Here is a 14,728-nt window from a genome sequence, read left to right on the forward strand (position 1 = left end):
CGTGCCGCATGGCTAATGTCTCCCGGGGTCGATCAAGTTCCGCGCGGTGGCGCGGCATTGAAGGGGAGTGTGCGGTGGCAGGGCGGCGCGGACCGGGGCTACTCGGCAGGGCGATCACGGCGTTCGTAGTGGCGGCATCGCTGTCGGTGGTCTGTGTGGGGGAAGCGCACCGGACGACGCCGGCGTGCGCCCGCGCGCGGGGCGAACTCACCGTCGACGACCTGCCCGCCGGCTCGTCCGTCCTCGACTGCCGCGCCGTCGGCCGCGTGATCACCCACGACGGAGCCGGTGTGACGGTGCCCGAACCCGGCACGACCGTCAGCGTCGACGCGCTCACGGCGGACGGTTCGGCGCGCGACTTCACGCTGGCCGTCGCCACCGACGGCACGGTCTCCTACGGCCACGAGGCGGCCCACGCGGAGCACACGCAACGCGTGGACCAGACGGAGCACGCGAAGCACGCGGAACACACGCAAGCCGTCGCGGGCAGCCGCGCCGACGCCCCCGCCCCCTGCACCGACGGCGCGTACTCCACGGCCGGCCGCAAGGAGTACGGCACGTACGAGTGGTTCGTCGGCGACGGCCCCCTGCCCGGCGGCCTCTCCCGCGAGGAGGCCCGGCGCGCCTTCCAGGACGCCGTCGCCACCATCACCACCAGCCGCAACGACTGCGGCTACGACGACGCCGTCACGGCGAAGGCCCGCTACCTGTCGACCACCGGCAACGAGGCGGGCATCGACCGCGCGGCCCGCTGCGTCCGCAGGGACGGCCTCAGCGTCTGGGACGGCGGCGACCTCGGCACCGACGCCGTCGCGACGACCTGCTCATGGAGCCGGCCGGTGCCCGGCGGCCCCGACGAACTCCTCGAGGCCGACGTCCGCTTCAACACCCAGGACTACGCCTTCACCGACCGCCCGTCCGGCGGCTGCACGCACGCGTACGACATCCGCAGCGTCGCCACGCACGAGGCCGGCCACGTCTTCGGCCTCGGCCACTCCGGCGCGGGGCACGAGAACCTCACCATGTACGCGAACTCCTTCGCCTGCTCCACAGGCGCCCGCAGCCTCGGCAAGGGCGACGTCCTCGGCCTGCGGAGCCTGTACTGAGCGGCGCAGTCTGTACTGAGCGGCGCAGTCTGTACTGAGCGGTGCAGCCTGTGCTGACCTGCGCAGCCTCCACCGAGCCGCCGGGCAGGTCCGGGCGACCGAAGGACGAGACAGGGCTGACCGGCATATGACCGGCCGGTAAGGTCTGGAGGCGTGTCGAAACCGCTCAGTCTCGCCTTCGATCCCATCGCCCGCGCCGACGAGCTCTGGAAGCAGCGCTGGGGAAACGTGCCGGCCATGGCCGCGATCACCTCGATCATGCGCGCGCACCAGATCCTGCTCGCCGAGGTGGACGCCGTGGTCAAGCCGTACGGCCTGACGTTCGCCCGCTACGAGGCGCTGGTGCTGCTCACCTTCTCCAAGGAGGGCGAGCTGACCATGTCGAAGATCGGCGAGCGGCTCCAGGTGCACCCCACCTCGGTGACGAACACCGTCGACCGTCTGGTGAGGTCCGGCCTGGTCGACAAGCGCCCCAACCCCGACGACGGCCGCGGCACCCTCGCCGGCATCACCGACAAGGGCCGCGAGGTCGTCGAGGCGGCCACCCGCGACCTGATGGCGATGGACTTCGGGCTCGGGGTGTACGACGTGGAGGAGTGCGGGGAGATCTTCGCGATGCTGCGGCCGCTACGGGTCGCCGCGCACGACTTCGAGGACCAGTAACCCCGCGCAAGATCGCCCCATAACCGGTGGTTACGCTCGTCCCCATGAAACGAAGCGTGCTGACCCGCTACCGCGTCCTGGCCTATGTCACCGGTGTGCTGCTGGTCCTGCTGTGCCTGAGCATGATCGCCAAGTACGGCCTGGACGTCGACGGCGCCGCGACCTTCACCCGCGTCGTCGCCATCGCGCACGGCTGGCTCTACGTCGTGTACCTGGTCCTCGCCTTCGATCTGGGCTCCAAGGCGAAGTGGCCGGTCGGCAAGCAGCTGTGGGTCCTGCTGGCCGGGACGATCCCCACGGCCGCCTTCATCGTGGAGCGCAAGATCAGCCGCGAGCTGGAGGGCACGTTCTCGGACGCGGCCCCGGAGCCCGTCAAGGCGTAACCGCCACCGCCGTACGCCTCACCGCCGTAACCCCCGCCGCCGCACGCACACGCGCGTGCGGCGGATTGCTGTCGCCGTTTATTAGGACATCCAAGTAAATTGGGTGCATGGACGCTGACGCCATCGAGGAGGGCCGCCGTCGCTGGCAGGCCCGGTACGACGCCTCGCGCACGCGTGAGGCCGACTTCAGCACGCTCTCCGGGGACCCGGTGGACCCCGTGTACGGGCCCCGGCCCGGTGACGCCTACGAGGGCTTCGAGCGGATCGGCTGGCCCGGGGAGTACCCCTACACGCGCGGGCTGTACCCGACGGGCTACCGGGGGCGGACGTGGACCATCCGGCAGTTCGCGGGGTTCGGCAACGCCGGGCAGACCAACGAGCGCTACAAGACGATCCTGGCCAACGGCGGCGGCGGACTGTCCGTCGCCTTCGACATGCCGACCCTCATGGGACGCGACTCCGACGACCCGCGTGCGCTGGGGGAGGTCGGGCACTGCGGGGTCGCCGTCGACTCCGCCGCCGACATGGAGGTCCTGTTCCAGGGCATCCCGCTCGGGGACGTCACCACCTCCATGACCATCAGCGGGCCGGCCGTCCCCGTCTTCTGCATGTACCTCGTGGCCGCCGAGCGGCAGGGCGTCGACCCGGCCGTCCTCAACGGCACGCTCCAGACGGACATCTTCAAGGAGTACATCGCCCAGAAGGAGTGGCTCTTCCAGCCCGAGCCGCATCTGCGCCTCATCGGCGACCTGATGGAGTACTGCGCGGCCGGCATCCCCGCCTACAAGCCGCTGTCCGTCTCCGGCTACCACATCCGTGAGGCGGGTGCGACGGCCGCGCAGGAGCTCGCGTACACGCTGGCGGACGGCTTCGGGTACGTCGAACTGGGGCTCAGCCGCGGACTGGACGTGGACGTGTTCGCGCCCGGGCTGTCCTTCTTCTTCGACGCCCACCTCGACTTCTTCGAGGAGATCGCCAAGTTCCGCGCGGCGCGCCGCATTTGGGCACGGTGGATGCGGGACGTCTACGGGGCGAGGTCGGAGAAGGCGCAGTGGCTGCGGTTCCACACGCAGACCGCCGGCGTCTCGCTGACCGCCCAGCAGCCGTACAACAACGTGGTGCGTACGGCCGTGGAGGCCCTCGCGGCGGTCCTCGGCGGGACCAACTCGCTGCACACGAACGCCCTCGACGAGACCCTCGCGCTGCCGAGCGAGCAGGCGGCGGAGATCGCGCTGCGCACGCAGCAGGTGCTGATGGAGGAGACCGGGGTCGCCAACGTGGCGGATCCGCTGGGGGGTTCGTGGTTCGTCGAGCAGTTGACGGACCGGATCGAGGCGGACGCCGAGAAGATCTTCGAGCAGATCAGGGAGCGGGGGGCGCGGGCTCACCCCGACGGGCTGCACCCGATCGGGCCGATCACGTCCGGGATCCTGCGGGGCATCGACGACGGCTGGTTCACCGGGGAGATCGCGGAGTCGGCGTTCCGGTACCAACAGGCCCTGGAGAAGGGGGAGAAGAGGGTCGTCGGGGTCAACGCGCACACCGGGTCGGTGACCGGGGACCTGGAGATCCTGCGGGTCGGCCACGAGGTGGAGCGGGAGCAGGTGCGGATCCTCGCGGAGCGGAGGGCGGGGCGGGACGGGCGCGCCGTGCGGGGCGCCCTCGACGCCATGCTGGCCGCCGCTCGTGACGGGGGCGACATGATCGGGCCGATGCTGGACGCGGTGCGGGTCGAGGCGACGTTGGGCGAGATCTGTGAGGTGTTGCGGGAGGAGTGGGGGGTGTACACGGAGCCGGCGGGGTTCTAGGCGTCCCCGTCCCCGGGGGGCTGCGCCCCCAGACCCCCGCTGTCGGCCCTTAAGGGGCCTCGTCCTCAAACTCCCCCAGAGGGGGTACCCCCAGACGGGCTGAATTGCCTGGGCCGGCGTCCTCAAGTGCTGGACGGGCTGAATTGCCCGGACCTGCGTCCTCAGACGCCGGACGGGCTGAATTGGACGGGCTGGATGACGTCAACCCCAGCACCAGCAGGCGCGTCAGGCTTCGTATCCACTCCTCGTCCGCCGGTTCCGCGCTGACCAGGGTGCGGTGGACCACCGCGCCCGCGACGACGTCGAAGATGAGGTCGGCGGTGCGGGCGGCCTCGGTCGGGTCGGTTGCCGGGGGGAGTTCGCCGCGGGCCTGGGCGCGGGAGCGGCCCTCCAGGACGAGGTCCTTCTGCGGGTCGACGATGGAGGCGCGGATGCGCTCGCGCAGGGCGTCGTCGCGGATGGACTCGGCGACGGCCGCCATCAGGCCGCTCTTGGCCTCCGGGAGGGCCAGGATCGCCGCGAACTGCAGGACCACGCCCTCGATGTCGGCGGCGAGGCTGCCGCGGTCGGGGAGTTCGAGTTCGTCGAAGAGTTCCGCGACCGCGTCGACGACCAGTTCGTTCTTGCCGGACCAGCGGCGGTAGAGGGTGGTTTTCGCCACGCCCGCGCGCGTCGCCACGTCTCCCAGGGTCAGTTTCGACCAGCCCAGTTCGACCAGTGCCTCCCGTGTCGCGGCCAGGATCGCGGTGTCCGCGGCGGCGCTGCGCGGACGGCCGGTTCGGCCTGCGGGGGTGCGGCTCTGCATCCCCGCACCCTAACCGGCGGTTTGTTCGGGGCTTCCGTGAGGCAGATCACCGGGAGACGGTCTGGTGCGTGGTGTTGCGGAGGCACGCAGTGCCATTACGCTACGACCCGTAGCGAAAGCTCGTGCGAAGGCTCGTGACGGACGTACACGGGCCGGAGCGGCAGGCCGGGACAGGGCGCGGGGTGGGGACTCCAGCGCTCGTGTCCGGGAAGTTCGAGAAGTTCAGAACGTGTTTCGACAAGTTCGGGACGTATTCGGAACGCTTTTCACGCAGGCGCGCTGACGGGGGAGGATAGACGCATGCAGCCACGGAACATGTCCATGAGCGGAGTCGTCGACCTCGCCGCGGTGAAGGCGGCCCAGGAGGCCAAGGCGAAGGCGGAGCAGACGCGCGCCGAAACGGCGCGGCAGGGCGGCGCGGGCGCCGTCTCGCCGGCCGATCTCGTCATCGACGTCGATGAGGCGGGGTTCGAGCGGGAGGTTCTGCAGCGGTCCGCCGAGGTGCCCGTCGTCATCGACTTCTGGGCCGAGTGGTGCCAGCCCTGCAAGCAGCTGAGCCCGGTCCTGGAGCGGCTCGCCGTCGAGTACGACGGCCGCTTCCTGCTCGCCAAGATCGACGTCGACGCCAATCAGATGCTGATGCAGCAGTTCGGGGTGCAGGGCATCCCGGCCGTCTTCGCGGTCGTCGCGGGGCAGGCGCTGCCGCTCTTCCAGGGGGCCGCCGCTGAGACGCAGATCCGGCAGACCCTCGACCAGTTGGTGCAGGTCGCCGAGGAGCGGTTCGGGCTCACCGGCCTGAACGTCGATGCCGACGCAGAGGCGGGCGGTCGTCCGGAGGCGGTCGCGGCCGAGCCGGTCGGGCCGTACGACGGACTGCTCGAAGCGGCCGTACAGGCGCTGGACGCCGGTGACTTCGGCGGTGCGGTGCGGGCGTACCAGAGTGTGCTGGCCGACGACCCCGGCAACAGTGAGGCCCAACTCGGTCTCGCGCAGGCCGAGTTGCTCCAGCGGGTCGGAGGTATGGACCCGCAGCGGGTACGCAAGGAGGCGGCCGAGCGGCCCACGGACGTCGAGGCGCAGATCGCCGCGGCGGACCTGGATCTGGTGGGCGGTCATGTCGAGGACGCCTTCGGGCGGCTCATCGACACCGTGCGGCGCACGGCCGGGGACGACCGCGACGCCGTACGGCTGCGGCTGCTCGAACTGTTCGAGGTGGTCGGGCCGGAGGACCCCCGGGTGGCAGCGGCCCGGCGGGCGTTGGCGCGCGCGCTGTTCTGATCCGGACGCGAGTCCGGGCGGGGTCCGGGTGGGGGCGCGGGCGGAAGTCCGGGCCGGGGGGCGGGTGCTGACCAGTCGCTAAACGTCGGCTGCCCGTGTCGCCCGAGTGAAAGTTGTGCCGTAGTGGTTCCCCAGTGGCCGCGTTTTACCAAATCTTGGTAATCGCGGCCACTGTTACTGCTAGTAAGACTGAGGCATTGATCTGTCGGATTCTGTCCATCGATCAACGGCTTTGTCCCGGGCATGGATGGCACCCTGCGTCGCCGGTCGAGACCTGTGGGTCGTTGTTCGGTTATCCGGCCGTTACTAGCCAGTAACGAACCCCCTTGTGCGGGCGGCGAGAATGCACCACGATCGGCCACGCTCGGTCCAATCCCGTACCCCGACAGCCGGTTGGGTCAACGGGTTTTCCTGGGTCCCCACCGAGCAGGGCCCGACGGCAGTGACGTCGGCTCTTGGGCAGGGGGGTCTTCGCCGCTCGGCGGAGCCTGTCCAGCAAGGTTGTGCGTGATGCGTGTCAGGCGCGACCAGTGGTTGTCGCTCGGGGGTGATCGCCGGTGATCGGTGCGCGGTTCGCGCCTCCGAGTACGGGCGCTCCCCTTCCCGAGGACGTAGCACTTCTCCCATCCCTGCCCGGCCGAGCCGCCGTTTCAGGTGGTGAGCCGGGGCAGGAGATGTACGTCCGAGAAGGAGGAAATATGGAGTCCCAGGTGCGTGGCGGGACCAGATGGAAGCGGTTCGCCGTTGTCATGGTGCCGAGTGTGGCTGCCACGGCATGTATAGGTGTCGCCCTCGCGCAGGGTGCACTGGCGGCATCGTTCAGCGTGTCGGGTCAGTCGTTCAAGGTCAGCGCTGACTACATCGAGGGCAAGGGCTTCTCGCAGTACGGCGCCATCGACACGGGCAAGACGCTCGACGGCAAGGGCGCGATCCACCCGGTCGCGGTGTCGGCGTTCGCCGATGCCCGCATCCAGAAGATGTGCCAGTCGGTCGTCACGCCGGGCATCCCGTTGCTCGGCTCGGTCACTCTGCAGTTGACGGCAGGTGACAGCAGTGACCCGCAGAAGCAGGTCGCGGCCAAGAACCTGTACATCGACGTCGAGGACCTCGGCGCCGATAACGCCGTGTTCCACGACATGGAGATCGGCGTCTCCGCAGGTTCCATGAAGAACCCGCCCATGAAGGGCGGCACGGAGCAGGCGAACCCCAACGGCTTTGGCCAGCAGGCGTCGTCCGTGGAGCTGTACGGCGTGAAGCAGACGGCGTGGGCCACCACGGCCGGAACCTTCACCCTGCCCGGACTGAGCATGAAGCTCTACTCGGGCACCAAGGAGTGCTACTAGGCACTCGGTGACGGGCGGGGTAGGCCGTGAGGCCCCCCGCCTGCCACCTCCGACCAGGTCTTCGCCCCCCGCCCCATAGCTGGCGGAAGACCCTCACCACGGCAACACCGCACCAGGGAGCTGTTTCCATGAGCGCCGAGACTCCTGCCGCCCCCAGCCTGTCCATCCGGTGGAGGCTGCAGTTCCGCGCCTGGCGGGGTACGAGGCCATTCTGGGCCGGTCTGTTCGTCATGATCGCCGGTGTCCCGATCATGTACTTCCCTTACGCGCACCTCACCATCGGTCAGCTGACGATCCGCATGTCCACCACGGCCGGCGCGGGATCACTGATCATCGGAGTGCTGCTCGTCGTACTGGGCATCAGCCTCTGGTTCCAGAAGCACATCCGTACCTTCGCGGGAATCGCCGCGATCCTGCTGGCGCTGGTCTCCCTCCCTGTCTCCAACTTCGGCGGCTTCATCGTCGGTTTCCTGTTCGGGATGATCGGCGGGGCGATGGCCGTGTCCTGGGCGCCGGGCCCACCGCCCGCCCCGGCCCCCGCGCCGGAGGCCGGCGCGAACGCCGGGAACGCCCCCGAGGGCGCGTTCCCCGAGGACCCCGCCCCGGCGGGCGACCTCACCGTGAACCCGTACAGCACGGGCCCGGCCGGCACCGAGAAGACGTCCCTGACCAAGGACGACGAGGGACCGGGCGAGCCGCACGATCTGCACGATCTGTCAGGAACGAGCCCGGCCAACGGGGCGAACGGGAGGCACAGTGCCGGCTGACGAGGTTTCCGCCGGGAGCGATGTGGACGCTGCCCGTGTGAGGACCACCGGGCCGCGCCATGCGGCACCCAAGAAGCCACTGCTCACCAGGTTCCACATGCCGGCCGGCAAGGCGATAGCCCTGGCGGCCATGCCGACGGCGGTTCTGATGGGGATGGGCTTCACGCCCACCCTCGCCAACGCCGACGACCAGCCGGCGTCCAAGAGCCTCACGATCGACGAGTACAAGGACTGCGTGGCGGCGCTGGCCGGCCCGGACGCCTCCACGTCGGCCCTGCCCGCGCCGTCCGCCTCGGACAGCGCGAGCGACGACGATGCGAAGGGCGACTCCAAGGACGAGTCCACGGACGGCTCGGACGGTTCCAAGGACGACTCGAAGGACCCGTCGGCGGGCGACTCGGACGGCAAGGACGACTCCTCCACGTCGGGTTCCTCGGGCTCATCGGGATCCTCGGGCTCCTCGGGTTCAGGTTCCGGCGACTCGGCCGATCCCTCCCCTTCGGCCGCCGCCTCGCCCGACAAGTCCGCGACGTCCGGTGACACCGCGACTGCGAGCCCCTCGGACACCGGGACGGGCAAGAACGTCCTGGAGACCATCGGCGACGCCATCACGGACCTCTTCGACGGCAAGGCCAAGGACTCCGGCTCCGACTCGACGGCCACGTCGAGCCCGTCGCCGTCCGCCTCCGCCCCGGCCGACGACTCGTCGGACTCGGGCTCTGCGGGCAAGGAAGCGTCGAAGGACGCCACCGACGTCGTCGGCGGCAAGGTGAAGGACACCGCCAAGAACAACGCCGACAGCGACGACCCGGCCGAGGAAGCGGCGAAGGACTCCGAGGACGACAAGAACGCCAAGGACTCAGAGAAGGCCGACGACGCCACGGCCTCGCCGAGCCCCTCGGAGAGCGCCGGTCCGGACGCCGACGGCTGCCCCGTAGCCACGGACGACGAGGGAGGCATCGACAACAAGGGCGTCAGGCTGCCCGACGACCCCTGGTTCCTGAACGCCAGTTCGCTGCTCCTGAAGGGTGCCGACTACCAGGGCATCGTCAAGGTGAAGACCGCCAACGGCACCGTCAAGGACGTGCTGAAGTACGTCATCTCCGGCGGGACCGAAATCGACGATCTGCACCAGACGGTGAACGACAAGCAGTCGGGCCGGACGTACCACGTGCAGGCCCGCAAGGGCAGCAAGTCGACCATCACGAACGGCGACACGATCATGTACACGGAGAGCATCTCCGGGAACCTGTTCGGCCTGATCCCGGTCACGTTCACCCCGAAGACCCCGCCACCGCTGAACATCCCGCTGATCTACTTCACCAACGTGAAGGTCCAGCAGGCGGGCCAGCTCGGCGGCACGCTGACCATCCCGGGACTGCACCAGTACACGACGGCCGGCTGACGCCCGTCGGCCGAGCCCCCCAAGACCCGTCCGGGAGCCGCAACAAACGCTGAGGGCGCCCCCTGTCACCAGGAGGCGCCCTCAGCGCCGTACAAGCCTCACAAGCCCCTGCGCGGGGCCGTCGGATCCGTCGGATCAGTCGCGGGAGCCGCCGCCGAGGTGGTGGACTCGGAGCATGTTGGTGGTGCCGGGGACGCCGGGGGGCGAGCCGGCGGTGATGATGACGATCTCGCCCGGGCTGAAGCGGTTGATCTTGGCGATCTCCTGGTCGACCATGTCGACCATCTCGTCGGTCGTGTTCACGAACGGCACGACGTGCGACTCGACGCCCCAGCTCAGCGCGAGCTGGTTGCGGGTGTTCTCGTCGGTGGTGAACGCGATGATCGGCTGGGACGCGCGGTAGCGGGAGAGCCGGCGCGCGGTGTCGCCGGACTGGGTGAACGCCACCAGGCCCCGGCCGCCGAGGAAGTCGGAGATCTCGCACGCGGCACGCGCGATCGAACCGCCCTGCGTGCGCGGCTTCTTGCCCGGCACGAGCGGCTGCAGGCCCTTGCTGAGCAGCTCCTCCTCGGCCGCGGTGACGATCTTCGACATCGTCTTCACGGTCTCGATCGGGTACGCGCCCACGCTCGACTCGGCGGACAGCATGACCGCGTCCGCGCCGTCCAGGATCGCGTTGGCCACGTCGGAGGCCTCGGCGCGGGTCGGGCGGGAGTTGGTGATCATCGACTCCATCATCTGGGTCGCCACGATCACCGGCTTGGCGTTGCGCCGGCACAGCTCGATGAGGCGCTTCTGCACCATGGGGACCTTTTCGAGCGGATACTCGACGGCCAGGTCGCCACGGGCCACCATGACGGCGTCGAACGCCGCGATGACGGCCTCCATGTTCTCCACCGCCTGCGGCTTCTCCACCTTGGCGATGACGGGGACCCGGCGGCCCTCCTCGTCCATCACCCGGTGGACGTCGTCGACGTCCTTGGCGTCCCGGACGAACGACAGCGCGACCAGGTCGGCGCCCATGCGCAGCGCGAACCGCAGGTCGTCGATGTCCTTCTCGCTCAGCGCGGGCACGTTGACGGCCGCGCCGGGCAGGTTGATGCCCTTGTGGTCGGAGATGACACCGCCCTCGATGACGATCGTCTTCACCCGGGAGCCCTCGACGTCCAGGACCTTCAGCTCGACGTTGCCGTCGTTGATGAGGATCTGGTCGCCGCGCGAGACGTCGCCGGGCAGGCCCTTGTACGTCGTGCCGCAGATCGTCTTGTCGCCGGGGACGTCCTCGGTGGTGATGGTGAACTCGTCACCGCGCACCAGCTCGACGGGACCCTCGGCGAAGGTCTCGAGGCGGATCTTCGGGCCCTGCAGGTCGGCGAGGACACCGATGGCCCGGCCGGTCTCCTTGGCGGCGGCCCGGACCCGGTCGTAACGGCCCTGGTGCTCGGCGTGCGTGCCGTGGCTGAAGTTGAAACGGGCCACGTTCATGCCGGCCTGGATCAGCGACACGAGCATTTCGTGGGAGTCGACCGCGGGGCCGAGAGTACAGACGATTTTCGAACGGCGCATGGGGCGATCCTATCGGTTTGTTTCGCTACGGAATATTCCGTCTGGCGGAAGATGCGGAAGATACAAATGGGCAGGCTTGTGCTCAGTTGCTTTCCTGCTCGGTCGCCACGCGGCGGAGCCGCATATCAATACCGCCTCACCAGTGCGTAGGTCTGCGTGGCGATCTCCAGTTCCTCGTCCGTCGGCACCACGGCGACCGCCACCCGCGCGCCGGCCGGCGAGATCAGCCGCGGCTCGTCGCCGCGTACGGCGTTCAGCGCGCCGTCCACCGCAAGGCCGAGCGGCTCCAGGCCGGCGACGGCCGCTTCCCGCACCGGCGCCGCGTTCTCCCCGACCCCGGCCGTGAACGCGACCGCGTCCACGGTGCCGAGTACGGCGTAATAGGCGCCGATGTACTTCTTCAACCGGTGAATGTAGATGTCGAAGGCGAGCTTCGCGCGTGCGTCGCCCTCGTCGATCCGGCGTCGGATCTCCCGCATGTCGTTGTCGCCGCACAGCCCGATGAGACCGCTCTTCTTGTTGAGAAGAGTGTCGATTTCGTCGATGGACATTCCGCCAACACGCGCCAAATGGAAGATGACGGCCGGATCGACGTCCCCGGACCGGGTTCCCATGACGAGGCCTTCGAGCGGGGTGAGCCCCATGGAGGTGTCCACGCACCGGCCCCGCTCGACCGCCGACGCGGACGCCCCGTTGCCCAGGTGCAGCACGATGACGTTCACCTCTTCGGGCGTCTTGTCCAGCAGCTTCGCCGTCGCCCGGGAGACGTACGCGTGCGACGTCCCGTGGAAGCCGTAGCGCCGCACGCGGTGCGCGTCGGCGGTCTCGACGTCGATCGCGTAGCGTGCCGCCGCCTCCGGCATCGTCGTGTGGAAGGCCGTGTCGAAGACGGCGACCTGCGGCAGGTCGGGGCGCAGCGCCGTCGCGGTGCGGATGCCGGTGAGGTTGGCCGGGTTGTGCAGGGGCGCGACGGGGATCAGCCGCTCGATCTCGGCGAGGACGGCGGCGTCGATGACGGTCGGCTCGGTGAAGTGCTTGCCGCCGTGCACCACGCGGTGGCCGATGGCGGCGAGTTCGGGGGAGTCGAGCCCGAGGCCGTCCTTGGCCAGCTCCTCCGCGACGGCCTTCAGCGCGGCGTCGTGGTCGGCGATCGGCCCGGTCCACTCGCGGGCCGGGCCGCCGGTCGCGAGCGGCGCGTGCTTCAGCCGGGCGGACTGCTCACCGATGCGCTCGACGAGCCCGCTCGCCAGCCGGCCGCCGCCCTGCATGTCGAGGAGTTGGTACTTCACCGACGAGGAGCCGGAGTTGAGGACGAGGACGCGGGTGGCGGTCACTGCTGGGAAGCCTTCTGGTCGGCGGTCTGGGACGTGGTCTGGGCCTGGATCGCCGTGATGGCGACGGTGTTGACGATGTCCTGGACGAGCGCGCCCCGGGACAGGTCGTTGACGGGCTTGCGCAGCCCCTGGAGCACCGGCCCGACCGCGATCGCGCCGGCCGAACGCTGCACGGCCTTGTAGGTGTTGTTGCCGGTGTTGAGGTCCGGGAAGATCAACACGCTTGCCTGACCGGCGACTTCGGACCCCGGCAGCTTGGTCGCGGCGACGGTGGGCTCCACGGCCGCGTCGTACTGGATCGGCCCCTCGATCTTCAGGTCCGTGCGCCGGGCGCGGACCAGCTCCGTCGCCTCCCGCACCTTGTCGACGTCCGCGCCCGAGCCCGACGTACCGGTGGAGTACGACAGCATCGCGATCCGCGGCTCCACACCGAACTGGGCGGCGGTCGCCGCCGACTGGACGGCGATGTCGGCGAGTTGCCCGGCGTTCGGGTCGGGGTTCACGGCGCAGTCGCCGTAGACGAGGACCTTGTCGGCGAGGCACATGAAGAAGACGGACGAGACGATGCCGGCGTCCGGCCTGGTCTTGATGATCTCGAAGGCCGGGCGGATGGTGGCGGCCGTGGAGTGCACGGACCCCGAGACCATGCCGTCGGCCAGGCCCTCCTGGACCATCAGCGTGCCGAAGTAGTTCACGTCGGAGACGACGTCGTACGCCAGTTCCACCGTGACCCCCTTGTGGGCGCGCAGCCCGGCGTACTGCTCGGCGAACGAGTCGCGCAGTTCGCTGGTGGCCGGGTCGATCAACTGGCAGTCGCCGAGGTCGATGCCCAGGTCGGCGGCCTTCTTGCGGATCTGGTCGACGGGCCCGAGGAGGGTGAGGTCGCAGACGCCGCGGCGCAGCAGCACTTCGGCCGCGTGCAGGACGCGTTCCTCCGTGCCCTCGGGGAGGACGACCCGGCGCCTGTCGGTGCGGGCCTGTTCGAGGAGCTTGTGCTCGAACATCATCGGGGTGAGGCGGTCGGTGCTGGGGGCCGACACCCGCTTCAGCAACTCGGCGGTGTCGACGTGCCGTTCGAAGAGACCGAGCGCGGTCTCCGCCTTGCGCGGGGTGGCCGCGTTCAACTTGCCCTCCATGGAGAACAGTTGCTCGGCGGTGGGGAAGCTGAGGCCGGGCACCGAGACGACGGGGGTGCCGGGGGCGAGCCGGGCGGCGAGGGTGAGGATCTCGTCGGTCGGGACCTCGTTGAGCGTGAGCACCACGCCGGCTATCGGCGGGGTGCCGGCGCTGTGCGCGGCGAGCGAGCCGATGACCAGGTCGGCGCGGTCGCCCGGGGTGACGACCAGACAGCCCGGGGTCAGGGCGTTCAGGAAGTTCGGCAGCATGGCCCCGCCGAAGACGAAGCCGAGCGCGTCGCGGGCCAGCCCCGAGTCGTCGCCCAGCAGCACTTTCGCGCCCAGGGCGTGGCTGATCTGTGCGACGGTCGGCGCGGAGAGGGCGGGCTCGTCGGGCAGCACGTAACAGGGGACGGGCAGCCGGCCGACGAGCCGGGCGGCGATCTCCTCCCGGTCCTCCTGGGCGACCCGGTTGCTGACCATGGCCAGGACGTCGCACCCGAGGCCCTCGTACGCGCGGTAGGCGTTGCGGGTCTCGGCGAGCACCGACTCGGCGGTCTGCCCGCGCCCGCCGACGACAGGGAGCACGGACGCGCCGAACTCGTTGGCGAGGCGGGCGTTGAGGGCGAGTTCGTCGGGGAACTGGGTGTCGGCGTAGTCGGTTCCCAGGACGAGGACGACGTCGTACTCGCGGGCCACGCGGTGGAACCGGTCGACGAGGGTCGAGACCAGCTCGTCGGCCCCCTGCTCGGCCTGGAGCGCGGACGCCTCGTGGTAGTCCATGCCGTAGACGGTCGTGGGGTCCTGCCCCAGCCGGTAGCGGGCGCGCAGCAGCTCGAACAGGCGGTCGGGGCCGTCGTGGACGAGGGGGCGGAAGACGCCGACCCGGTCGACCTGCCGGGTCAGGAGTTCCATGACCCCCAGCTCGACGACCTGGCGGCCGTCGCCGCGGTCGATACTGGTGACGTACACGCTGCGGGTCACGCGAGCTCTCCGTTTCTGCTGCTTCTGCAGGTTTCTGCAGTTTCTAATGCTTCTGGCCGGCGTGTTTCTGCTGTCCGGGGTCATAAAAATCGCCCACCTAGGTGAGCGGATCTCTCTTGACAATACCTCTGGCCGTGGATATGGCGCCCGTCAAGAGACAGCCCACTCCGC

Annotated in this window: 12 protein-coding genes; 8 read left to right on the forward strand and 4 right to left on the reverse strand. The window is 69.7% G+C overall.

The window, feature by feature from the left end; all coding sequences use genetic code 11:
• The first annotated feature begins 74 nt into the window (after positions 1–74).
• The 4 genes from OG352_RS29635 to OG352_RS29650 all read left to right on the forward strand — a co-directional run bounded on the left by OG352_RS29635 (position 75) and on the right by OG352_RS29650 (position 3,960).
• Complete coding sequence (locus OG352_RS29635; protein ID WP_329221109.1) at positions 75–1,106, forward strand: matrixin family metalloprotease; 1,032 nt, start codon at positions 75–77, stop codon at positions 1,104–1,106.
• Between the two features lie 153 nt (positions 1,107–1,259).
• The gene (locus tag OG352_RS29640) at positions 1,260–1,769 is read left to right on the forward strand and encodes a MarR family winged helix-turn-helix transcriptional regulator (RefSeq protein ID WP_329221111.1); all 510 of its coding nucleotides are present in this window, start codon (positions 1,260–1,262) and stop codon (positions 1,767–1,769) included.
• A 44-nt stretch (positions 1,770–1,813) separates the two neighbouring features.
• Positions 1,814–2,152, forward strand: coding sequence for a DUF3817 domain-containing protein (locus OG352_RS29645; RefSeq protein ID WP_329221113.1), 339 nt, complete (start codon positions 1,814–1,816; stop codon positions 2,150–2,152).
• 107 nt (positions 2,153–2,259) lie between these two features.
• Positions 2,260–3,960 carry an acyl-CoA mutase large subunit family protein gene (locus tag OG352_RS29650; protein WP_329221114.1) on the forward strand — a complete coding sequence of 567 codons (1,701 nt, stop codon included), beginning with the start codon at positions 2,260–2,262 and terminating at the stop codon, positions 3,958–3,960.
• A gap of 49 nt (positions 3,961–4,009) precedes the next feature.
• On the opposite strand, the gene OG352_RS29655 is transcribed toward OG352_RS29650, so the two are convergent.
• A complete protein-coding gene (locus tag OG352_RS29655) occupies positions 4,010–4,765 on the reverse strand; it encodes a TetR/AcrR family transcriptional regulator (protein ID WP_329221115.1) in 756 nt (251 codons plus the stop codon).
• A gap of 300 nt (positions 4,766–5,065) precedes the next feature.
• Between OG352_RS29655 and OG352_RS29660 the strand changes: the two genes are divergently transcribed.
• The 4 genes from OG352_RS29660 to OG352_RS29675 all read left to right on the forward strand — a co-directional run bounded on the left by OG352_RS29660 (position 5,066) and on the right by OG352_RS29675 (position 9,558).
• Positions 5,066–6,043, forward strand: a complete 978-nt coding sequence (locus tag OG352_RS29660; protein ID WP_329221117.1) for a tetratricopeptide repeat protein — start codon at positions 5,066–5,068, stop codon at positions 6,041–6,043.
• Positions 6,044–6,741: 698 nt separating this feature from the next.
• Positions 6,742–7,386: a DUF6230 family protein gene (locus tag OG352_RS29665; RefSeq protein WP_329221118.1), complete on the forward strand. Its 645-nt coding sequence runs from the start codon at positions 6,742–6,744 to the stop codon at positions 7,384–7,386.
• 128 nt (positions 7,387–7,514) lie between these two features.
• Entirely contained in the window at positions 7,515–8,153 is a 639-nt protein-coding gene (locus OG352_RS29670) for a DUF6114 domain-containing protein (RefSeq protein ID WP_329221119.1), read from the forward strand.
• Complete coding sequence (locus OG352_RS29675; RefSeq protein WP_329221120.1) at positions 8,143–9,558, forward strand: hypothetical protein; 1,416 nt, start codon at positions 8,143–8,145, stop codon at positions 9,556–9,558. Before OG352_RS29670 ends, OG352_RS29675 begins: the two co-directional genes overlap by 11 nt.
• Before the next feature lie 135 nt (positions 9,559–9,693).
• Here OG352_RS29675 and pyk read toward each other — a convergent pair whose 3' ends face one another.
• The 3 genes from pyk to pta form a co-directional block, all read right to left on the reverse strand.
• Positions 9,694–11,124 (reverse strand): pyruvate kinase, encoded by a 1,431-nt coding sequence (pyk, locus tag OG352_RS29680; RefSeq protein ID WP_329221121.1) that lies wholly within the window; start codon positions 11,122–11,124, stop codon positions 9,694–9,696.
• A gap of 125 nt (positions 11,125–11,249) precedes the next feature.
• Positions 11,250–12,458, reverse strand: coding sequence for an acetate kinase (locus OG352_RS29685; protein WP_329221122.1), 1,209 nt, complete (start codon positions 12,456–12,458; stop codon positions 11,250–11,252).
• The gene (gene pta, locus OG352_RS29690; protein ID WP_329221124.1) at positions 12,455–14,557 is read right to left on the reverse strand and encodes a phosphate acetyltransferase; all 2,103 of its coding nucleotides are present in this window, start codon (positions 14,555–14,557) and stop codon (positions 12,455–12,457) included. Before pta ends, OG352_RS29685 begins: the two co-directional genes overlap by 4 nt.
• Positions 14,558–14,728 lie beyond the last annotated feature (171 nt).

The organism is Streptomyces sp. NBC_01485, from assembly GCF_036227125.1.
Taxonomy (GTDB): domain Bacteria; phylum Actinomycetota; class Actinomycetes; order Streptomycetales; family Streptomycetaceae; genus Streptomyces.